The sequence below is a fragment of the Chromobacterium sp. S0633 genome (assembly GCF_024158805.1).
Classification (GTDB): domain Bacteria; phylum Pseudomonadota; class Gammaproteobacteria; order Burkholderiales; family Chromobacteriaceae; genus Chromobacterium.
In genome coordinates, this window is record NZ_JAMZGH010000015.1 from 13240 (window position 1) to 32879 (window position 19640).

The window sequence follows — 19640 nt, forward strand, 5'->3', positions numbered from 1 at the left end:
CCAACGCTTGCGGGGCGGTTTTTTAGCGGCGACGGCCGGCTCAGCCGCGCAGGCGACGCAGCACTTCGTCCTTGCCGATCAAGGCCAGCACCGCGTCCACCGACGGCGTCTGGGTGGTGCCGCACACCAGCACGCGCAGCGGCATGCCCAACTGGCCCATCTTGATGCCCTCTTCCGCGCAGAAAGGCTTGAACAGCTCGTGGATGCCTTCCGCGGACCAGGCGTCCAGCGCCGCCAGCTTGTCGGCGAAACGGCCCATGCGCGCCACGCTGTCGCCGGACAGATGCTTGTCCACGTCGGCCGCGGCGGCCTCGCGCTTGCGATAGAAATAATCCACTTCCAGCGCCAGCGCGTTCAGGTCCTGCACCCGCTCCTTGACCAGGGCGATCACCTCCTCGATGGCGGGCCCGCCGGCCAGCTCGACGCCGGCGGCGGCCAGGCGCGGCGCGATCAGTCCGGCCAGGCGGCCGTTGTCCGCGCTCTTGATGTGCTGGGCGTTCAGCCACATGAATTTTTCATGGTTGAAGCGGCTGGCGGACGCGCTCACCGCTTCCAGGCTGAACCACTCGACGAACTGCTCCATGGAGAAGAACTCGTCGTCGCCGTGGCCCCAGCCCAGGCGCGCCAGGTAGTTGAGCAGCGCTTCCGGCAGAATGCCCTTGTCGGCGTAGTCCACCACGCTGACCGCGTCGCGGCGCTTGGACATTTTCTGGCCGTCCTCGTTGAGGATCATCGGCAGATGGCCGTACACCGGCAGCGGCGCGTTCAAGGCCTTCAGGATATTGATCTGGCGCGGGGTGTTGTTGACGTGGTCGTCGCCGCGGATCACATGGGTGATCTGCATGTCCCAATCGTCCACCACCACGCAGAAGTTATAGGTCGGGCTGCCGTCCGGACGGGCGATGATCAGATCGTCCAGTTCCTGGTTGGCGATCTCGATGCGGCCCTTGACCGCGTCGTCCCAGGCCACCACGCCGTCCAGCGGGGTCTTGAAGCGCACCACCGGGGTCACGTCCGCGGGGACGGCCGGCAAGGTTTTGCCGGCTTCCGGACGCCAGCGGCGGTCGTAACGCGGCTTCTCGCCGCGCGCTTCCTGCTCTGCGCGCATCGCTTCCAGCTCTTCCTTGCTGCAATAGCACAGGTAGGCGTGGCCGGAGTCCAGCAATTGCCGGATCACGTCCTTGTAACGGTCGAAACGATGGGTCTGGTAGAACGGACCTTCGTCGTAATCCAGGCCCACCCAGTGCATGCCGTCCAGAATCGCCTTCACCGACTCCGGCGTCGAGCGCTCCAGATCGGTGTCCTCGATGCGCAGCACGAACACGCCGTCGTTCTTGCGGGCGTAGGCCCAGGAAAACAGCGCGGTGCGCACGCCGCCGATATGCAGATAACCGGTGGGACTGGGAGCGAAACGGGTACGGATCATGGTGACTCAGGCTCGAAAATCGTGAAACGGCTATTGTACGCCGGCTGGCGAAGCGGCAGCAAACCCCAGGGTCTGTTGAGCTTTGTTTTTCCGCCGGGGAAAAACATAGTTCAACAGACCCTAATCCGGCCAGCGCCGGTGCAGGCTGGCCGGCACCAGGGCCTCCGGCTCGGTCAGCGTCTGCCCTTCCAGCAGAGCCAGGGCCAGGTCCAGGCTGCGCGCCGCCATTTCGCGGCTGTCCTGCACGATGGCGTCGACGCGCAGCGGCAGGCAGTCCAGCAAGGAGTGATCGTCGAAGGTCAGCAGGCGCAACGGCGCGTTGGCCAGGCCGCAATGCTGATTGAGAAAGGCCAGCGCGCCCTCCAGCAGCGACACCGAGGCGGTGAACAAAGCCTGAGGCAGGCGTTGATGCTGTTGCCGCCATTGCTGCATCAGTTCGAAACCGGAACGGCGCAGGTAATCGCGATGGCACACCCAGCCCGGCCCTTCCTCAACGCCGTGAAGCGCCAAGGCCTGACGATACCCTTGCAGACGGTCGCGGCTGGGCGACAGCTCGGGCTGGCCGCCGAAGAACACCACTTCGGACACGCCCTGCTCCAGCGCGTCGCCCACCAGGCGCTCCACGCTGGCGCAGCCGTCGGTCACCACCGACGGGATGCCGCTGCCGTCCACCCGGCGGTCGACGAAGACCAGCGGCAACCGCCGCACCCATTTCTGGTAGGACTTGGCCTCGTGCGTGCACGGCACCACGATCATCGCGTCCACCTGCCGCGCCGCCAGATGCGCCATCACCTCGGCCTCGCGTCGCGGATCTTCGTCGCTGGTCACCAGCAGCATCTGGTAATCGCGCTGGCGGCACAGTTCCTCCATCGCCTGGGCCAAGGCCGCGTGGGCGGAGTTGGTCAGGTCGGGAATCACCAGCCCCACCGAGTTGCTGCGCCGCGAGCGCAAGGAGCGCGCCGACTGCGACGGGTTGAAATGCTGCTCGCGCGCCACCTTCTCCACCCGCTCCACCGTGGCCCGGGAAATGCGGTAGCGCTCGGCATGGCCGTTGAGCACCATGCTGGCGGTAGTGCGCGACACGCCGGCCAGTTCGGCGATGTCGTCTATGGTCAAACGCTTGTAGCCGCTCATCGACAGCCTATTCCTCATGCGGCGGCGCCATGCCGCCGCGGACTCGATTGCAAAACAGCCCCGGCCTGCGCAAGCGCGGGACGGGGCCGCCGATTGCCGGCCACCTTACCTCAAGCCGGCCCTCATCGCCAGAGCGAGACCGGTCTTCAGGCTTACTGCTTGACCAGGTTCAAGGGCACCGGGATGAATTTCTCCACCTGCTGGCCGTCGATCAGCTTCTTGGCGGTCTGCACGCCGTACTGGCCGATCAGTTCCGGCTGTTGCTGCACGGTGGCGGCCAGGCCGCCGGCCTTGACCGAGGCCACCGCGTCGGCGGTGGCGTCGAAGCCCACCACCGCGACGTTCTTCAGGCCGGCGGCCTGGATCGCCTTCAAGGCGCCCAGCGCCATTTCATCGTTGTGGGCGAACACGCCCTGCACGTCCTTATTGCCCTGCAGGATGTTTTCCATCACCGACAAGCCCTTGGCGCGGTCGAAATCGGCCGGCTGCTTGGCCACGATCTTGACGTCGGCCTTGCCGTCCGCCACCGCGTGGAAGCCCTGACCGCGCTCGCGGGCGGCGGAGGAGCCGGGGATGCCTTCCAGTTCCACCAGCCGGCCCTTGCCGCCCAGCTTCTGCAGCAGGAAGTCCGCCGCCATCTTGCCGCCGGCCACATTGTCGGAGGCGATGTGGGCGCTGACTTCGGCGCCGTTGACGCTGCGATCCAGCGACACCACCTTGATGCCCTTGCTCACCGCTTCCTTCACCACATTGGCGACGGCGGAGGAGTCGGTGGGATTGATCAGGATCACGCTCACCTTCTTCTGGATCAGATCCTCCACGCTGGCCTGCTGCTTGGCGGAATCGTCCTGCGCGTCCACGGTGATCAGGCGCACGCCCTCCTTGGCCGCCTCGTCTTCCGCGCCCTTGCGCAGCGAGACGAAGAACGGATTGTTCAGCGTGGACACCGCCAGGCCCACCACCGGCTGGCCGGCGGCCGCGGCCGGCGCGCTGGCGCCGGACGAGGCGCCGTCGGCCGGACCCTGCTTGGTGCAGGCGATCAGACTGGCCGCGATGACACTGAAAACCAAAGGCTTGATTAAGCGTTGCATATCGGAACTCCCCCTAGTGTGATGAAAGCGCTGCATATTGAAACTCCCCTAGTGTTATGGTCGCTTGCGCTGTTGTCCCGCCGCTGGCGGGCCGCGCTCTGAACCTGTTCACGATCTGTCACGCATCGACGACACGGCCTTGAAAACGGCTTCAGAATGCTGGTGCGACATGATGCGCGCGCCGCGTCCTCAGCCTTTTTCGTCTCGTCTCGCTCGCAAGATCGTGAAAACGTGCTTACTTCTTGCCGCTGCGGTCCAACAGCACCGCCAGCAGAATCACCACGCCCTTGATCACCTGCTGATAGAAGGACGATACGCCCAGCAGATTAAGGCCGTTGTTCAATACCCCGATCAGCAAGGCGCCGATCAGCGTGCCCACGATCCAGCCGCGGCCGCCGGTCAGGCTGGTGCCGCCCAGCACCACCGCGGCGATGGCGTCCAGCTCGTAGCCGGCGCCGGCGGTGGGCTGCGCCGAATTCAGCCGCGAGGTCAGCACCGCGCCGGCCATCGCCGACAGCGCGCCGGACAAGGTGTAGACCCAGATCTTGACCCGGTCCACCTTGACGCCGGACAGCCGCGCGGACTCCTCGTTGCCGCCGGTGGCGTAGACATGGCGGCCGAAAACGGTTTTCTTCAGCATGAACCAGAAGCCGGCGAACATCAGCAACATCCACACCACCGGCACCGGCACCACGCCGGCCACATAGCCGCCGCCCAGCATGGAGAACATATCGCTGCCGAAGCCGGTGATCGGGCTGCCGTTGGACGCCACCAATGACAGGCCGCGCAGAATGGTCATCGACGCCAGCGTGGCGATGAAGGGCGCCACCTTGCCCTTGCTGATCACCAGACCGTTGCAGCAGCCCATCAGCGCGCCGGACAGAATGCCCAACAGCGTGGCCAGCAGCGGATCGACGCCGGCTTGCAGCAGCATCGCGGTCAGCACCGACGACAAGGCCAGGATGGAACCCACGGACAGATCGATGCCGCCCAGCAGGATGACCAGGGTCATGCCGAAGGCGATCAAGGCGTTGATGGAGACCTGGCGCATCACATTGAGCAGATTGCCCATGGTCAGGAAGTCGGCGCTCATCACCGACAAGCCGGCGCAGATCGCCAGCAGGGCGATGAAAGGTCCGAGTTTTTGCAGCGTTGCTTTTTGTTGCGGGGTCATCTTGCTTACCGTTTCCCTTGCTTGCGCCCGATGGGCGCGACCTGAATATTCAATGCGCGGCGACGCTCAGTCCGCCGTCGCGCCGGCCGCCGCGGCCATGATGTCTTCCTGCGTCGCCGCGCCGGCCTCGAACAGCCCAGCCCGGCGCCCCTCGTGTATCACCAGGATGCGGTCGCTCATCGCCATCACTTCCGGCAATTCGGACGACACCATGACGATGGCCGCGCCGGCGGCGGCCAGTTGATTGATGATGTGGTAAATCTCGGCCTTGCCGCCCACGTCGACGCCGCGCGTCGGCTCGTCCAGCAACAGCAGCCTGGGCGGCTCCGCCAGCCACTTGGCGAACACCACTTTTTGCTGATTGCCGCCGGACAAGGATTTGACGTCCAGTTCCGCGTCGCGGGTGCGGATGCGCAATTGCTCGATCAGCCGTCGCGCCTCCTCGTTCTCGGAACGGCGATTCACCACCCCCAGCCGCGCGTGGCGGCGCAGATGCACCAGGGTGGCGTTCTCCCGCACCGACATGCCCAGCACCAGGCCCTGGCTCTTGCGGTCTTCGGTCACGTAGGCGATGCCGGCGGCGATGGCGTCGCCGGGCCGGCGGATGTCCAGCTCCGCGCCGTCCAGCCTCACCCGCCCCTGCCGACGCGGCCGGACGCCGAACAAGACATTGAGAATCTCGCTGCGGCCCGCCCCCATCAAACCGGCCACGCCCAGCACCTCGCCGGCGCGGACCTCGAAGCCGATGTCCCGGATGCGGCCGTCGTCGGCCAGTCCTTCCACTTCCAGGCGCACCGCGCCGGGCGCGGACGCGCGCTTGGGAAAACGGTCGCCGATCTCGCGGCCCACCATCAGCCTCACCACCTCGTCGAAATCAGTGGCGGCGATCTGACGCTCGCCGACGAAGCAGCCGTCGCGCAGCACGCTGATCTTGTCGCAGACGCGGAAGATTTCCTCCATCCGGTGCGACACGTAGACAATCGCCACGCCGCGCCGCTTGAGCTGCTCCATGAAGACGAACAAGGCTTCGATCTCGCGCTCGGTCAAAGCCGCGGTCGGCTCGTCCATAATCAGCACCTTGGCGTTCAAGGACATGGCCTTGGCGATTTCCACCATCTGCTGCTGGCCGATGGACAGCTTGCCGGCCTCCGCTTCCGGGTCGATCTGGCCGGCGCCCAGCTGCTGCAAAATCTGGCGGGCCTCGCGCCGCATGCCGGCGCGCCGGATCACGCCGAAGCGACTATGCTCGCGTTCGCGTCCCAGAAACAGGTTTTCCATCACCGACAGCTGCGGAATCAAATTCAGTTCCTGATGGATGATGGCGATGCCATGGGCTTCGGCCTCGGTGGTGGAGCGTATCGTCGCCGGCCGGTCGTTGAGCAGGATCTCTCCGGCGTCGGCCTGATGGACGCCGGACAGAATCTTCATCAAGGTGGATTTGCCGGCGCCGTTCTCGCCCATCAAGGCATGCACTTCGCCGCCCGTCACGGTGAAATCCACCGCCTCCAGCACCTTGACCGGGCCAAAGGCCTTGCTGATGCCGCGCATGCTTACCTTCATCGCCCGTCCCTTCAAAAGATCACGCCGGAATACAGGATCACATTGGCGTACGGCGTGCATTCGCCGGTGCGGATCACCGCCTTGGCCTCGCGGCAGCGGCGCTTGAACTCCTCGTGCGGCGCGTATTCCACCGCCACGCCGTGCGCGGCCATATCGTTGGCCAGCACTTCCACCGCCGGGCTGCGCTGCAGGCATTCGGAGGCGAACAAGGCCCGCTCCGCCTTGAAGTCCGCCAGGATGGAGTCCAGCACGCTGGGAAACTCCGGCACGCCCAGGCGCAGGCTCAGGTCTATGCATTCGACGCCGGGCGGAATCGGCAGGCCGCAATCGGCGATCACCAGACTATCGGTGTGGCCCATGCCGGCCAATACCCGCGCGATGTCGCGGTTCAGATGTCCCAGCCGCTTCATGCCTGTTCCTTCAGCATCTGTTGCAGCGCGGCCAGCGTCGGCATGCCGCTCTGCGCGCCGGATCGCGTCACCGACAGCGCGGCCGCGGCGCAGGCCAAGGCCATCGCCGCCTCCAGGCCCTGCGGCCAGAACGCGGCCAAGGCGCCGTTGAAAGTGTCGCCGGCGCCGGTGGTATCCACCGCGGACACCACGAAGCCGGCTTGATGATGCAGGCTGCCGTCGGCGCGGCAGAAATAAGCGCCGTCCTTGCCGCGCGTCATCGCCACCCGTCCCGGCAGTTTGCGCATCAGCGTTTGCCAATCGCCCTGCTCGTCCAGCGCCTGCGCCAGCTCGTGTTCGTTCGGCGTCAACAAGGCGGTCCGTTCCAGCAGGCTGGACGGCAAGGGGCGGGCCGGCGCCGGATTCAGCAAAAAGGGCTTGCCGTGGCGTTGCGCCAGCTCGGCCGCGCGCTCCACCGTGGCCAGCGGCACCTCCATCTGCGCCAGCACCACGTCGGCGTCGCGGAAGGCTTGTTCGTCCTGATCCAGATGCTCCGGCAGCAACTGATGGTTGGCGCCGGGCACCACCACGATGGCGTTGTCGCCTTCGGCCAGGGTAATCGTCGCCAGCCCGGTGGCCACGTCCGCCTCGCGCAAGCGGCCGATGTCTACGCCCTCGGCCCGCAAGGTCTCCTTGAGCTGGGAGCCGAACATATCGCGGCCCACGCAACCCAACAAGCTCACCTGCGCGCCCAGCCGCGCGGCGGCCACCGCCTGATTGGCGCCCTTGCCACCCGGATAGGACGCAAAGCGCTTGCCAAACAAGGTTTCACCCAGCCGTGGATAGCGCTCCGCTTCCACCACCAGATCCATATTGACACTGCCCACCACCAGGACCCGGGTCATAGTTTCCTCATCGTGATCAAACGACGCCGCGGCTAGCCCGGCGGCGCCAATTGCTAAAACGTAATCAGCTGACGCTTTATAGCAGAGCCGCCCACGCGCCGGAAGCGATAAACTCAATCTGTTCAGCAAATGCAACAGTCCGCGCCAAGCCCTTCGGCGGCGCTTGACGCCGGGCGAGCTTCAATGTAGCGGCAAAACTACAGACGGGCCGCGCCGCCCGGACGCAAAAAAAGCTCCCCTGGGGGAGCTTTCTTTTTCCTGCCGCCGCGGGGCCTGTGGCCTCCCCGCGTCCGCGTCTTACTCGTCCAGCACCGCGGAGGTGTAGACGTCCTGGACATCGTCCAGGTCTTCCAGCGCGTCCAGCAGCTTCTGCATGCGCGCGGCGTCGTCGCCGGACAGTTCGGTCTCGTTCTGCGGCTTCATCGTCACTTCGCCCATCTCCGCCTTGAAGCCCTTGGCTTCCAGCGCGTCCTTAACGTCGGAGAACTCGTACGGACCGGTGATCACTTCGATGGAGCCGTCGTCATTGGCGACCACGTCCTCCGCCCCGCTTTCCAGCGCGGCCTCCATCAAGGCGTCCTCGTCCACGCCCGGCGCGAACACCAGATAGCCGCAATGGCTGAACTGGAAGGACACGCAGCCGTCGGTGCCCATATTGCCGCCGTACTTGGAGAAAGCGTGGCGCACGTCGGCCACGGTGCGGGTCTTGTTGTCGGTCAGACAGTCCACCATCACCGCCGCGCCGCCGATGCCGTAGCCCTCGTAGCGGCATTCCACGTAATCGACGCCGTCCAGCTGGCCCGTGCCACGCTTGATCGCGTTCTCGATATTGTCCTTGGGCATGGACTCGGCCTTGGCCTTGTCCACCGCCAGGCGCAGGCGCGGGTTCATATTGGTGTCCCCGCCGCCCATCTTGGCCGCAACGGTGATTTCCTTGATCAAGCGGGTAAAGATCTTGCCACGTTTGGCATCCTGACGACCCTTGCGGTGCTGGATGTTAGCCCATTTACTGTGACCTGCCATAGTTGCCTCTGTCTGTTGTCCGGTCCACTGCGGACCTTTCAGTCAAAATTGGCGCTTATTTTAGCAGAACTTGAATCTGGACAGGAATGGCGGCCGCCTACTTGGCCTTGAGCATGGCCAGCATCATCTCGAAACCGGCCTGGTACATCTGCTCCAGCACCGGCACCATCATCGGCAAAGTCAGATAGATGCTGATGAAACCTATCATCAGGGTCAGCGGAAAACCGAAAGTGAAGATGTTGAACTGCGGCGCGGCGCGGGTCATCACCCCGATCGCCAGGTTGGTGATCAGCAGCGCCGCGATCACCGGCATGGCCAGCCAGACGCCCCACTCGATCAGATGGCCGCCCCACAGGGCCAGCGCCTTGATGCCCTGGTCCGGCATGCTCATGCCTATCGGCAGCACCCGGTAGCTTTCCACCAGGGTGGACAGCACCACCTGGTGGCCGTCGAAGGCCAGAAACAATAGAAAGGTGAACAGGGTCAGCAGCTGCGACACCACCGGCACCTGGGCCGAGTGCATCGGGTCGAAGAACATGGCGAAACCCAGGCCGGTTTGCGAACCCATGATGAAGCCGGCCACTTCCACCGCGGAAATCACGATGCGCATGACGAAGCCCATCGCCAGGCCGATCAACAACTGCTGCAACAGGATGGCGATGCCCTCAGCCGACACCAGCGGCACCGCGGGCAGCGGCGGCAGCAAGGGCGCCAGCATCACGGTGAGGATCAGCGCGAAGCCGGCCTTGAAACGGCGCGGCACGCCGCGATAGGCGAACACCGGCTCCACCAGCAGCAGGCCGACGATGCGCGCGAACGGCCAGACGAACATGGCCACCAGCGCGTTGATCTGCGCGTCGGAAATGCTCAGCATCAGCCGATCACGTGCGGAATGCTCTGGAACAGCCGCGTGGTGTACTCGATCAGCGTGTTCAACATCCACGGCCCGGCCAGCACCAGCACCAGGAACATCGCCAGCAGCTTGGGAATGAAGGTCAGCGTCATCTCGTTGATCTGAGTCGCCGCCTGCAGCACGCTGACCAGCAGGCCCACCAGCAGCGACACCAGCAACACCGGCGCCGCGACGATGATCAGGATGTACAGCGCGTTCTGCACGATATTGATGATCAGCTCCGGACTCATGCCGCCCGCTCCTCGCCTAAAACGCCGGGCCCAACCCGGCGACGTTTCCAGTCACAAGCCATCATGCCGCCTCAGCCAGTATAGAAGCTCTGCACCAGCGAGCCCATCAGCAAGGTCCAGCCGTCCACCAGCACGAACAGCATCAGCTTGAACGGCAGCGAGATGGTCACCGGCGACACCATCATCATGCCCATGGCCATCAGGATGCTGGCCACCACCAGATCGATGATCAGGAAGGGAATGAACACCATGAAGCCGATCTGAAACGCGGTTTTCAGCTCGCTGATCACATAGGCCGGCACCAGGGTCTTCATCGACACGTCGGCCTTGGTCTGCGGCTTTTCCGATTGGGAAATCTCGATGAAGAAGGCCAGATCCTTCTCCCGGGTCTGGCGCAGCATGAAGGCCTTCATCGGCTTGCTGGCCTCGTCCACCGCCTGTTGCAACGTGATCTTGTCGTCGGAGAACGGCACCCAGGCCTTGGCGTAGACCTGATCGAAGGTCGGCCCCATCACAAATAGGGTCAGAAACAGCGACAAGCCGACGATCACCTGGTTGGGCGGCGACTGCATGGTGCCCATCGCCTGGCGCAGCAAGGACATCACGATGATGATGCGGGTAAAGGCCGTCATCATCAGCATCATCGCCGGGATGAAGGTCAGCCCGGTCATGAACAGCAACATCTGCAGGCTGAGGGAGTAATTCTGCCCGCCGCCGGCCGCCGGCGTGCTGCTCATCATCGGCAGGCCGCCGGCCGCGTCCGCGATCAAGGGCGTCGCCAGCAAGGCCAAGGCGCCGTATCGGAGACAGCGCTTCATCGCGGCCCCGCCTTGTCCTTGCGGTTCTTGTCCATCGCCGCCTTCAACCAGCGCGCAAACGGCTCCGCCGCCGGCGCGACCTCGGTTTCCGCGCCTTCCGGCCGCGGCAGCTTGCTCAGCAGATTGACTTGCTGCGGCGTCACGCCCAGCACCAGCCACTCGCCCTCCAGCTCCACGATCACCACGCGCTCCTTGGGCCCCACCATGGTGCCGCTCACCACCTTCAGGCGGTTGGACGCGCCCAGCATGCCGCCGGACAGCCGTTTGAACAGCCAGGCCATGCCGACGATGGCGCCCAGCACCACCGCCAGGCCAAACAAGACCTGCAGCAAACTCATGAACGGCGACGGCGCGGCCGCCGGCGGCGCGACGGTGGCCGCGGCGGCCAGACTGGACGCCGCCAAATAAAAAGCGCCCTGCACTGCACGGCGCGTCATCGCAAACATGGCTGACCTCGTCATTTTTGCAGGCGGCGAATGCGCTCCGCGGGCGTGATGATATCGGTCAGCCGGATGCCGAACTTGTCGTTGACCACCACCACCTCGCCCTGGGCGATCAGGCAGCCGTTGACCAGCACGTCCATCGGCTCGCCCGCCATGCCGTCCAGTTCCACCACCGAGCCCTGCGCCAATTGCAGCAGGTTGCGGATGGCGATCTTGGTGCGGCCCAGTTCCACGGTCAATTGCACCGGGATGTCCAGAATCATGTCCAGATTCTGCGGCACGCCGGCGCCGGACGTGCTCGCGCCCAGCTCCTGGAACAGGTTCTGCGCCGGCACCGCCTCCGGAGCCGCGTCCACCACTTCCTGCTCGGCCATCGCGGCCGCCCAGTCGTCCATCGATATCTCTTCCTCGCCGCCGGCCCCGCCGGCGGCGGCTGCCGCAGCGGCGGCCGCTTCGGCCTCCATCTGCGCGGCTTGCAATTCTTCTTCGCTCATTACTCTTTATCCCCCAGAGGCTCGTGAAAATCATTCGCGCCGGCCAACACTTGCTCCACCTTCAGCGCATAGCGCCCCTGCACGGTGCCGTAGCTGGCTTCGAACACCGGAATGCCCGACACATCGGCCTCCACCCGTTCCGGAATTTCCAGCATCACCACGTCGCCGTTCTTCAAATTCAGAATCTGACCCAAGGTCACCTTGGTCTGGCCCAAGGTCGCCACCAGCTCCACTTCCGCCGCCTGCACCTGATGCGTCATCAGGTTGACCCAGCGGTTGTCCACCTCGGTGCGGTCCGCCTGCATGGTGCTGGACAGCATGTCGCGGATGGGCTCCACCATCGAATACGGCAGACAGATGTGGAAATCGCCGCCTCCGGCGCCCAGTTCGATATGGAAGGTCATCGCCACCACCACCTCGGTGGGCGTGGCGATGTTGGCGAACTGGGTGTTCATTTCGGAGCGCAGGTAGACGAACTCGATCGGGTGCACCGGCTCCCAGGCCTTCTGGCATTCGACGAACACCACGTCCAGCAAACGGCGGATGATGCGCTGCTCGGTGGGGGTGAAGTCGCGGCCTTCCACCCGCACATGGTAGCGCCCGTCGCTGCCGAACAGATTGTCGACGATCAGGAAGACCAGATCCGGGTCGAAAATCAGCAGGCCGGTGCCGCGCAAAGGCTTGACGTGCACCAGGTTGAGGTTGGTGGGCACCACCAGGTTGCGGATGAACTCGCTGTACTTCTGCACCCGCACCGGCCCAACCGAGATTTCCGCGTTGCGGCGGATGAAGTTGAACAGGCCGATGCGCAGATTGCGCGCGAAACGCTCGTTGATGATTTCCAGCGTCGGCATCCGGCCGCGCACAATGCGCTCTTGCCGGCCGATATCGTAGCCGCGGACGCCCTGCGCGTCCCCGCCGCCGCTGTCATCCTCATCCTCCCCGGAGACGCCCCTGAGTAGGGCATCTACCTCTTCCTGGGAAAGAATATCGTCGCCCATGCCGCTTACTGCTTCTGGATGATGAAGGAAGTGAAGAGCACGCTTTCCACCGGCTGCTCCTCGCCGGCGTCCATCGACTCATTGATGATCTGCTTGACCTGGGCTTTCAGCCGCACCTTGCCGTCCGGCGTCGCCAGCTCGACCGCGGACTTGGACGACAGCAGCAGGATCAGCGCGCTGCGAATCTTGGGCGCGTAATCGGTGAATTTCTTTTTGGCTTCCTCGTCGGCCAGCTCCGCCTGCATGTCCACCTGCAGCAAAGAGCCGTCGTTACCGGCCAGATTCACCACGAAAGTGTCCAGCTTTTCAAAGATCGGCGGACCTTCTTTTTTCTTCTTGGGTTTTTCCTTGGTCTGCTCGGCATGTTCGCCGGCCGCCGCCGGTTTATTCATATTAGTGAACATGTAAGCGGCCAAGCCCCCCACCGCGGCCAACACCAGAACCAGCAACACAATGACGATCAGCATCAATTTGCCGCCGCCCCCTGCTTTTTTCTCTGCTTTTTCCGCTTTTTTATCTTCTGCCATATACCTGCCCTGTTCACTGGGTGTTCATAGTGAAATCTTAAACGATTTCTTCACTATATTTTCTAATTTTAGATGCCAATTGAACAGGGGAGATTATCACAAATGATCAGGCGAAAATGCTGAGAATGCCTCGAGCGGCCTTGATGCTGCTCAATGCATCCATCGGCTCGGGCTCGGCGCTCTCGTTCTCGCGCTGCGATTGTCCGCGCTGAAACGCCTGCTGTTGCTGTCCGGATTGTCCGCTGGACACTTGCGCGTCGGTCAGCTGAATGCCGCCGGCGGCCAACATGGAAGACAGACGGTGCATATTGTTTTCCAGCGCTTCGCGCGTGGCCGGCACCGCCGCGGCGAACAATACCTGGGCCTGGTCGTTGCCGTTCATCTTCAGCGTCACCTCGATCGGCCCCAATTGCGGCGGATTCAGCTGGATCTGCGCCTTGTCGGCCTTGAGGCTGACCATGCCCATCACCTGCTCGCTCATCGCCTTGGCCCAATTGGGATCGGTCACCGGCTGCTGCACGGTGAACACCGGCGTGGGCGCCGTTTGCTTGACCGCCAGCTGTTCATGCCCCTGGAGCGGCAAAAACTGCGGCAGGACCTTGCCGTCTTCCGGCAAATTTTGCTGCGCCTGCAGGGGCAGGTTGCGGGTCTTGCCAAGAGCGGCGGGCAGAGTCGCGGCGACGTCCGGCTTGAGATCCACCGGCTTGGCGCCGGTCGGCAAATCGCCGCTGGCCCGAGGCGCGGTCATCGCCTGCTGCTGGACGGGCTGCTGCGCGGCGGCCATCAGCGGCATGCCCGGCAAGGGCGTCGCCTGCGCCTGGCCGTCCTCGCCCTTGGCCGGCTTATCCTTGTCCAGGCCTGCGTCCGCCAGCGGATCGGCGTTGGCGCCCGGCAGGAAGGAGCTGCCCAGGGCGCTCATCTGCAGACCCAGCAGGCTGGCGAACAGGTCGCCGGCGCCGGTATCGCCGGCAGTGGCCAGATTGCCGCCCGGCATATTGGCTTTGCCGCCGACCGGATTGGCCGCGGCTGCGTTCACAGGTGTCGTCATGGCCGACTCTCTACAAGTAAGACGCAGACAATAAAGCAACTAGCGTGCCAAGCATCGGCCTTTGAGCAAGACCTTATTCCTCGCCGTGGGTGCTGTCCCAGAAACGCCGGGTGGCGAATTCGTCGCTGGCCTTTTGCTGCAGCCGCGCCTCGCGCACGGCGGCGCGCTCCTGCTCCCGCTGCAGCAGTTTTTCATAGGCCTTGAGCTTTTTGTATTCATGCTGCCAGGCCTGACGCTCCAGCAAGAAACGCTGGGTGCAGCGCTCCACCTCGCCCTGCTGTTGCACCATGGCCTCGTCCAGACGGGCGAGAAAACGCTGAAAATCCTGATACTGCAAAGCGCTGATGCCCTGAGCGCCGCGGCTGGTCAGCCGTTGCCGGTACTCGCCGCGAAACGCGTCCAGCTGCTCCTGACGCGAACGGGCGTCCGCCAGACGGCCTTGCGCCAGCCGCATGCGTTCGGCGGCGGCCTTCTGCTTGTCCTCGGCCAAGCGAATCAACAACAGGTATTTGCTCTCCGCCACGGCTCAGCCTCAGGACAACACGCCCTGCAATTGTTCGCAGCTGGACGGAAAATCCTGCGACTCATGCATAGGCTGGGTCAGAAAACCGACCATGGGCAGCTGACGCCGCATCGCCTCGTCCAACACCGGATCCGAGCCCGGCACATAGGCGCCGACGCTGATCAGATCGCGGTTGCGCTGATAGCGCGAATACAGCTGCTTGAATTGCCGGGCCAAAGCCATCTGCGACTGCGGCACCACGTCCACCATCACCCGGCTGATGGACTGCTCGATGTCGATGGACGGATAGTGGCCGGATTCGGCCAGTTCGCGCGACAGCACGAAGTGGCCGTCCAGAATGGCGCGCGCCGAGTCCGCGATCGGGTCCTGCTGATCGTCGCCCTCGGACAGCACCGTGTAGAAGCCGGTGATGGAGCCGCCGCCCTCGGCGGCGTTGCCGGCGCGCTCGATCAATTGCGGCAGACGCGCGAACACCGACGGCGGATAGCCCTTGGTCACCGGCGGCTCGCCGATGGCCAGCGCGATCTCGCGTTGCGCCATCGCGTAACGGGTCACCGAGTCCATCAGCAGCAATACGTCCAGGCCCTGGGCGCGGAAATACTCGGCCAGCGCGGTGGCGTAGGCGGCGCCGTGCAGCCGCATCAGCGGCGGCATGTCCGCCGGCGCGGCCACCACCACCGAGCGGGCAATGCCCTCGTCGCCGAGAATGTTTTCGATGAAATCCTTGACCTCGCGGCCGCGTTCGCCGATCAGGCCCACCACCACCACGTCGGCCTTGGTGAAGCGCGCCATCATGCCCAGCAACACCGATTTGCCCACGCCGGAGCCGGCGAACAGGCCCAGACGCTGACCGCGCCCCACCGTCAACAGGCCGTTGATGGCGCGCACGCCGACATCCAGCACATCGCGCACCGGCGATCGGTCCAGCGGGTTCATCGGCTGGCTGTGCAAGGGAAACCAGGCGTCGGGATGAATGTCGCCCTTGCCGTCCAGCGGCCGGCCCAGCGAGTCCAGCACCCGGCCCAACAGGCTGAGCCCCACCGGCACCATGCGGCCAGACGCGCCGTCGCCGGCGGCCTGGGCCCGGGTCTTGCCGAATTGCGGCGGGTGCTGCGGCGTCAGCGGCATCACCGGCGTGCCCGGCAGCAAGCCATGCACATTGCTCAGCGGCATCAGAAAGACTTTGTCGCCGGAGAAGCCCACCACCTCGGCTTCCACCAGGCGCTTATCCGCCAGGGCCACCTGGCAGGCGCTGCCCACCGGCAGCTTGAGGCCCACCGCTTCCATCACCATGCCGGTGACGCGGACCAGCTTGCCGCAGGGCTGCCACAGCTTGGCGGCGCGCGCGCTGTCCGCGCAATCGCGCAGCCAGGCGCGCTGGCGCTCAATCAGCGGCGGGCTCATCGTCCATTCCCAAGGCTTTGCGCATGGCGGCGATGCGGGTGTTCATGGTCAGATCCAGCCGCAACGCCGCGGTGTCTATCACGCAGCCGCCGCGCTCCACTTCCGGATCCTCTATCCATTGCCACTGGGTTTCCGGCGTCTCCTGAGCCAGAAACTCCCGCGCCACGGCCAGATCCGCCGGGTTCAAGCGCAGCCGCGCCTGAGCCAGCGTGGCCGGCAAGTCCTCCAGCGCCTCGCGCAGCAGCTCCTGAATCAACAAAGGATTCTGCCGCGCCAGCCCATGGCTCAGCTGGCCGGCGAGCTCCAGCGCCAGCGCCAGCCAGTCCGCCGACAATTCGGTTTCAAAACGGGAAATATCTTGCGCCAGCCCTGCCGCCAGCGCTTGCAGCGGCTGCCAGGCCGCGGCGAAGCGGGCCTCCTGCTCGGCGCGCACCTCGGCCAGCCCTTGCTCGCGCCCGGCGGTCAAACCTTCTTGATAACCGGCGGCGCGGCCGGCTTCCTCCCCGGCCTCATGACCGGACTGCCAGGCTTCCTGATGGATGGCTTCCAACTCCGCCGCGGTGGGATAACCGCTGACCGCGCGCTCGTTTTCGGCCCCGCCGGCTTCCGCTTCGGGCTCGGCCGGGGCCGGCTCGGCGGCGGACTCCGCCTGCGCCTGCTGGCGGCGGCGCTGCTGCGCCAGCTCCATCAGTTGCACCGGCGTCAGTCTCTGGGTCAGGCCGTCCAGCGCGTTGGGACTCCAACTGCTCCAGCCCTCCAGCTCCTCGCCGGGGATGATGGGATTACTCGACGAGACCTTCATCACCGCCCTTGCTGCCTAGCACGATCTGGCCGTCGTCGGCGAGCTTGCGCACCACCTTGAGGATTTCCTTCTGCTCGGCCTCCACTTCGGACAGCTTGACCGGACCCTTGGACTCCAGGTCGTCGCGCAGCATTTCCGCGGCCCGCTGCGACATATTGCGGAAGATTTTGTCCTTGAGCTCGGCGCTGGTGCCTTTGAGCGCGATGACCAGAGAATCGGACTGCACTTCGCGCAGAATGGTCTGGATCGAACGGTCGTCGATTTCCAGGATGTTCTCGAACACGAACATCTTGTCCTGAATACGCTGAGCCAGTTCCGGGTCGTACTCGCGGATGTAGTTGAGCGCGGCGGCCTCGACGTTGGAGCCCATGAAGTTGAGGATTTCCGCGGTCAGGCCAATGCCGCCGGCCGCGCTCTTCTTGATGCGGTCGGAACCGGACAAGAGCTGGGTCAGCACGTCGTTCAGTTCGCGCAGCGCCTGCGGCTGCACGCCCTCCAGCGTGGCGGTCCGGATCAGCACTTCGTTGCGCATCCGCTCCGGGAAGAAGGACAGAATGGAGCTGGACAGATCCGGCTCCAGATGCACCAGAATGGTGGCGATGATCTGCGGGTGTTCGTTGCGGATCAGGTCCGCGGCGGAAGAAGGGTCCATCCACTTCAGGCTTTCGATGCCGCTGTGGTCGTTGCCCTGCATGATCTTGTCCAGCAGGTTGGCCGCCTTGTCCGGGCCCAGCGCCTCGATCAGCACATTGCGCAGGTATTCGTCGGACGCGCCGATGCTGGCGCGCGCCGCGCACTCGCCCTTGAATTCGCTGACCACCTCGTCGATCTGTTCGTAGCTCAGATTATTGATCGCCGCCATCGCCAGCGAAATTTTCTGCACTTCCTTGGGACCGAGGTATTTGAACACCTCCACCGCCTCGGCCTGCCCCAGACTGAACAGCAACACCGCGCTTTTGCGCACTCCGTTCTCACTCATCGGCGCTTATCCATTCCTTGATGATCTGGGCCGCCATGCGCGGATCGGATTTCACCATTTCACGCACCGCTTCCAGATTGGTGGTGTATTGCCGCATCTGCGCTTCGCGCGGATCGCCGCCGCCCGCGGCGCCGCCGGCGTGACCGGCCGCGCCCTCCTCGCCTTCTTCTCCGGCCACGCCCAGCAGGCGGCCGCCCGCGGCGGCGGCCTGCGCCGCGGCCTCTTCTTCGCTGCCCTTGACCGGCGCCGGCGGCTTGACCAGATCGCGCATGATGGGCCGCACCACGCCGAACAGCAGGTAGAGCACCGCGATGGTCAGCAGGCCGTACTTGATCAGGCTGGAGCCGTTGCTGGCCACGTAGTCGGTGACTTTTTCCTGCAGCGTCGCCGGCACTTCGGCGTCGGCGAAGGCGGCGTTGACCACGTTCAGGGTGTCGCCGCGCTGGGTGTTGAAGCCCATCGCCTCCTTGACCAGATTATTGATCTGCTGAACCTCCTGCGGGGTCAGCGGCGTCGGCTTCATTTCGCCGTTCTTGTCCGGCATGCGCCGGTAATTGACCACCACGGCGGCGGACAGGCGCTTGACGCCGCCCTGCGGCATCTTGGTGTGCTGGATGGTCTTGTCGACTTCGTAATTGGTGGTGATGTCGCGTTGCAGCGTGCCGGACGCGCCCATGGTCTGGCCGGACAGCGTGGCGGTGCCCGGCGCGGCGCCCGGCGGCAAGGTGATCGGAGCGGAGGCGGCCGACGGCGGCTGATTGGACAAGGCCCCCGGCACGCCGGACGGCAACGCCGCGCCGTTGTTCAGCTTTTCGCTGATCTGCTGGCTGCGGGTGGAGGACGGATTGGGGCTGGAATTGGGCTTGAAGGTTTCCGAGGTCTGCTCCACCTCGGCGAAATCGACGCTGGCGGTGACCTGGGCGCGAGAATTGCCCTTGCCGAAGATCGGCTCCAGGATATCTTCGATGCGCTTGACGTAGCCCTCTTCCACCTGGCGCACATAGCCCAGCTGGCGCTGATCCAGGCCCGAGTTCTCGTCCGGCCCGTTCTGTTTGGACAGCAGATTGCCGTCCTGATCGACGATGGTGACGTTCTTGACCGGCAGATTGGGCACCGAGCTGGACACCAGGTGCAAAATGCCGGCGATCTGCCCGGCGTCCAGCATGCGGCCGCGGAACAGGCTCAGCATCACCGAGGCGGTGGGCTGCTGCTGTTCGCGCACGAAGACGCTTTGCTTGGGAATGGCGATATGGACGCGGGCGGTCTCCACCGAGCCCACCGCTTCAATGGTGCGCGCCAGCTCGCCCTCGATGGCGCGCTGGTAATTGACTTGCTCGGCGAACTGGCTGATGCCGAACTTCTGATTGTCCATCAGTTCGAAACCGACGCCGCCGGCCTTGGGCAGGCCTTGCGCCGCCAGCTTCAGGCGCGCGTCGTAGACCTTGTCCGAGGGCACGGAGATGGTGCCGCCCTCGCCCAACTGATACGGCACATTCATCTGCTGCAGCGAAGCGGCCACCTGCCCGCCGTCGCGGTCGGAGATATTGGAGAACAGGACTTTATAGCTGGGCGTGCGGTTCAACACCACCGCGCCCACGATAACAGCGAAAATGGCGGCTACCGCCGCGAGGAACAGGACTTTTTTATTGTTGGGAAGCGCTTTGAAGCGATCGGACGCTTCATTCATGCGGCTTCGCCAAACGGGCGTAGCGTTTTCTTCTGCCAGGTCAGCCATACAGTGGTTTTAGGTTCGAGC

21 protein-coding genes are annotated in these 19640 nt (G+C 64.7%); all 21 read right to left on the minus strand.

Features of this window, described 5'->3' with window-relative positions; all coding sequences use genetic code 11:
* Nucleotides 1-40: 40 nt before the first annotated feature.
* The 21 genes from gltX to fliF all read right to left on the minus strand — a co-directional run bounded on the left by gltX (nucleotide 41) and on the right by fliF (nucleotide 19571).
* Entirely contained in the window at nucleotides 41-1426 is a 1386-nt protein-coding gene (gltX, locus tag NK214_RS10660) for a glutamate--tRNA ligase (RefSeq protein ID WP_253314441.1), read from the minus strand.
* 120 nt (nucleotides 1427-1546) lie between these two features.
* Complete coding sequence (locus NK214_RS10665; protein WP_227107874.1) at nucleotides 1547-2578, minus strand: substrate-binding domain-containing protein; 1032 nt, start codon at nucleotides 2576-2578, stop codon at nucleotides 1547-1549.
* A gap of 134 nt (nucleotides 2579-2712) precedes the next feature.
* Complete coding sequence (gene rbsB, locus NK214_RS10670) at nucleotides 2713-3651, minus strand: ribose ABC transporter substrate-binding protein RbsB (RefSeq protein ID WP_107799653.1); 939 nt, start codon at nucleotides 3649-3651, stop codon at nucleotides 2713-2715.
* A 235-nt stretch (nucleotides 3652-3886) separates the two neighbouring features.
* Nucleotides 3887-4825 (minus strand): ABC transporter permease, encoded by a 939-nt coding sequence (locus NK214_RS10675; protein ID WP_019099980.1) that lies wholly within the window; start codon nucleotides 4823-4825, stop codon nucleotides 3887-3889.
* 66 nt (nucleotides 4826-4891) lie between these two features.
* Nucleotides 4892-6385, minus strand: coding sequence for a sugar ABC transporter ATP-binding protein (locus NK214_RS10680; protein WP_253314442.1), 1494 nt, complete (start codon nucleotides 6383-6385; stop codon nucleotides 4892-4894).
* 11 nt (nucleotides 6386-6396) lie between these two features.
* Nucleotides 6397-6795, minus strand: coding sequence for a D-ribose pyranase (gene rbsD / locus NK214_RS10685; RefSeq protein ID WP_253314443.1), 399 nt, complete (start codon nucleotides 6793-6795; stop codon nucleotides 6397-6399).
* The gene (locus tag NK214_RS10690) at nucleotides 6792-7679 is read right to left on the minus strand and encodes a ribokinase (protein ID WP_107799655.1); all 888 of its coding nucleotides are present in this window, start codon (nucleotides 7677-7679) and stop codon (nucleotides 6792-6794) included. The genes rbsD and NK214_RS10690 overlap by 4 nt, the downstream gene beginning before the upstream one ends.
* A 297-nt stretch (nucleotides 7680-7976) precedes the next feature.
* On the minus strand, nucleotides 7977-8702 hold the full coding sequence (locus NK214_RS10695) for a YebC/PmpR family DNA-binding transcriptional regulator (RefSeq protein WP_107799656.1): 726 nt from the start codon (nucleotides 8700-8702) through the stop codon (nucleotides 7977-7979).
* 97 nt (nucleotides 8703-8799) lie between these two features.
* Complete coding sequence (gene fliR, locus NK214_RS10700) at nucleotides 8800-9576, minus strand: flagellar biosynthetic protein FliR (protein WP_107799657.1); 777 nt, start codon at nucleotides 9574-9576, stop codon at nucleotides 8800-8802.
* A complete protein-coding gene (gene fliQ, locus NK214_RS10705; RefSeq protein WP_019099986.1) occupies nucleotides 9576-9845 on the minus strand; it encodes a flagellar biosynthesis protein FliQ in 270 nt (89 codons plus the stop codon). The genes fliR and fliQ overlap by 1 nt, the downstream gene beginning before the upstream one ends.
* Before the next feature lie 71 nt (nucleotides 9846-9916).
* Entirely contained in the window at nucleotides 9917-10663 is a 747-nt protein-coding gene (gene fliP, locus NK214_RS10710) for a flagellar type III secretion system pore protein FliP (protein ID WP_107799658.1), read from the minus strand.
* Nucleotides 10660-11109 (minus strand): flagellar biosynthetic protein FliO, encoded by a 450-nt coding sequence (gene fliO, locus NK214_RS10715; RefSeq protein ID WP_233246691.1) that lies wholly within the window; start codon nucleotides 11107-11109, stop codon nucleotides 10660-10662. Before fliO ends, fliP begins: the two co-directional genes overlap by 4 nt.
* Before the next feature lie 11 nt (nucleotides 11110-11120).
* The gene (gene fliN, locus NK214_RS10720) at nucleotides 11121-11570 is read right to left on the minus strand and encodes a flagellar motor switch protein FliN (RefSeq protein WP_048414031.1); all 450 of its coding nucleotides are present in this window, start codon (nucleotides 11568-11570) and stop codon (nucleotides 11121-11123) included.
* Nucleotides 11571-11599: 29 nt separating this feature from the next.
* Complete coding sequence (gene fliM, locus NK214_RS10725) at nucleotides 11600-12601, minus strand: flagellar motor switch protein FliM (protein ID WP_048413985.1); 1002 nt, start codon at nucleotides 12599-12601, stop codon at nucleotides 11600-11602.
* Nucleotides 12602-12606: 5 nt separating this feature from the next.
* Nucleotides 12607-13068, minus strand: a complete 462-nt coding sequence (locus NK214_RS10730) for a flagellar basal body-associated FliL family protein (protein WP_227107866.1) — start codon at nucleotides 13066-13068, stop codon at nucleotides 12607-12609.
* Nucleotides 13069-13234: 166 nt separating this feature from the next.
* Nucleotides 13235-14176, minus strand: coding sequence for a flagellar hook-length control protein FliK (locus tag NK214_RS10735; RefSeq protein WP_253314444.1), 942 nt, complete (start codon nucleotides 14174-14176; stop codon nucleotides 13235-13237).
* 73 nt (nucleotides 14177-14249) lie between these two features.
* On the minus strand, nucleotides 14250-14699 hold the full coding sequence (gene fliJ, locus NK214_RS10740) for a flagellar export protein FliJ (RefSeq protein ID WP_107799662.1): 450 nt from the start codon (nucleotides 14697-14699) through the stop codon (nucleotides 14250-14252).
* Nucleotides 14700-14708: 9 nt separating this feature from the next.
* Nucleotides 14709-16103, minus strand: coding sequence for a flagellar protein export ATPase FliI (gene fliI / locus NK214_RS10745; RefSeq protein WP_227107860.1), 1395 nt, complete (start codon nucleotides 16101-16103; stop codon nucleotides 14709-14711).
* On the minus strand, nucleotides 16084-16905 hold the full coding sequence (locus NK214_RS10750; protein ID WP_253314445.1) for a FliH/SctL family protein: 822 nt from the start codon (nucleotides 16903-16905) through the stop codon (nucleotides 16084-16086). The genes fliI and NK214_RS10750 overlap by 20 nt, the downstream gene beginning before the upstream one ends.
* On the minus strand, nucleotides 16886-17884 hold the full coding sequence (gene fliG / locus NK214_RS10755) for a flagellar motor switch protein FliG (protein ID WP_048413990.1): 999 nt from the start codon (nucleotides 17882-17884) through the stop codon (nucleotides 16886-16888). The genes NK214_RS10750 and fliG overlap by 20 nt, the downstream gene beginning before the upstream one ends.
* Nucleotides 17877-19571: a flagellar basal-body MS-ring/collar protein FliF gene (gene fliF, locus NK214_RS10760; protein ID WP_253314446.1), complete on the minus strand. Its 1695-nt coding sequence runs from the start codon at nucleotides 19569-19571 to the stop codon at nucleotides 17877-17879. The genes fliG and fliF overlap by 8 nt, the downstream gene beginning before the upstream one ends.
* Nucleotides 19572-19640: the final 69 nt, after the last annotated feature.

Excerpts from the sequence above, each read along its gene's own strand:
- gltX (WP_253314441.1), bottom strand. The coding sequence starts at position 1,426 with ATGATCCGTACCCGTTTCGCTCCCAGTCCCACCGGTTATCTGCATATC.
- NK214_RS10665 (WP_227107874.1), bottom strand. The coding sequence starts at position 2,578 with ATGAGGAATAGGCTGTCGATGAGCGGCTACAAGCGTTTGACCATAGAC.
- rbsB (WP_107799653.1), bottom strand. The coding sequence starts at position 3,651 with ATGCAACGCTTAATCAAGCCTTTGGTTTTCAGTGTCATCGCGGCCAGT.
- NK214_RS10675 (WP_019099980.1), bottom strand. The coding sequence starts at position 4,825 with ATGACCCCGCAACAAAAAGCAACGCTGCAAAAACTCGGACCTTTCATC.
- NK214_RS10680 (WP_253314442.1), bottom strand. The coding sequence starts at position 6,385 with ATGAAGGTAAGCATGCGCGGCATCAGCAAGGCCTTTGGCCCGGTCAAG.
- rbsD (WP_253314443.1), bottom strand. The coding sequence starts at position 6,795 with ATGAAGCGGCTGGGACATCTGAACCGCGACATCGCGCGGGTATTGGCC.
- NK214_RS10690 (WP_107799655.1), bottom strand. The coding sequence starts at position 7,679 with ATGACCCGGGTCCTGGTGGTGGGCAGTGTCAATATGGATCTGGTGGTG.
- NK214_RS10695 (WP_107799656.1), bottom strand. The coding sequence starts at position 8,702 with ATGGCAGGTCACAGTAAATGGGCTAACATCCAGCACCGCAAGGGTCGT.
- fliR (WP_107799657.1), bottom strand. The coding sequence starts at position 9,576 with ATGCTGAGCATTTCCGACGCGCAGATCAACGCGCTGGTGGCCATGTTC.
- fliQ (WP_019099986.1), bottom strand. The coding sequence starts at position 9,845 with ATGAGTCCGGAGCTGATCATCAATATCGTGCAGAACGCGCTGTACATC.
- fliP (WP_107799658.1), bottom strand. The coding sequence starts at position 10,663 with ATGAAGCGCTGTCTCCGATACGGCGCCTTGGCCTTGCTGGCGACGCCC.
- fliO (WP_233246691.1), bottom strand. The coding sequence starts at position 11,109 with ATGTTTGCGATGACGCGCCGTGCAGTGCAGGGCGCTTTTTATTTGGCG.
- fliN (WP_048414031.1), bottom strand. The coding sequence starts at position 11,570 with ATGGAGGCCGAAGCGGCCGCCGCTGCGGCAGCCGCCGCCGGCGGGGCC.
- fliM (WP_048413985.1), bottom strand. The coding sequence starts at position 12,601 with ATGGGCGACGATATTCTTTCCCAGGAAGAGGTAGATGCCCTACTCAGG.
- NK214_RS10730 (WP_227107866.1), bottom strand. The coding sequence starts at position 13,068 with ATGCTGATCGTCATTGTGTTGCTGGTTCTGGTGTTGGCCGCGGTGGGG.
- NK214_RS10735 (WP_253314444.1), bottom strand. The coding sequence starts at position 14,176 with ATGACGACACCTGTGAACGCAGCCGCGGCCAATCCGGTCGGCGGCAAA.
- fliI (WP_227107860.1), bottom strand. The coding sequence starts at position 16,103 with ATGAGCCCGCCGCTGATTGAGCGCCAGCGCGCCTGGCTGCGCGATTGC.
- NK214_RS10750 (WP_253314445.1), bottom strand. The coding sequence starts at position 16,905 with ATGAAGGTCTCGTCGAGTAATCCCATCATCCCCGGCGAGGAGCTGGAG.
- fliG (WP_048413990.1), bottom strand. The coding sequence starts at position 17,884 with ATGAGTGAGAACGGAGTGCGCAAAAGCGCGGTGTTGCTGTTCAGTCTG.
- fliF (WP_253314446.1), bottom strand. The coding sequence starts at position 19,571 with ATGAATGAAGCGTCCGATCGCTTCAAAGCGCTTCCCAACAATAAAAAA.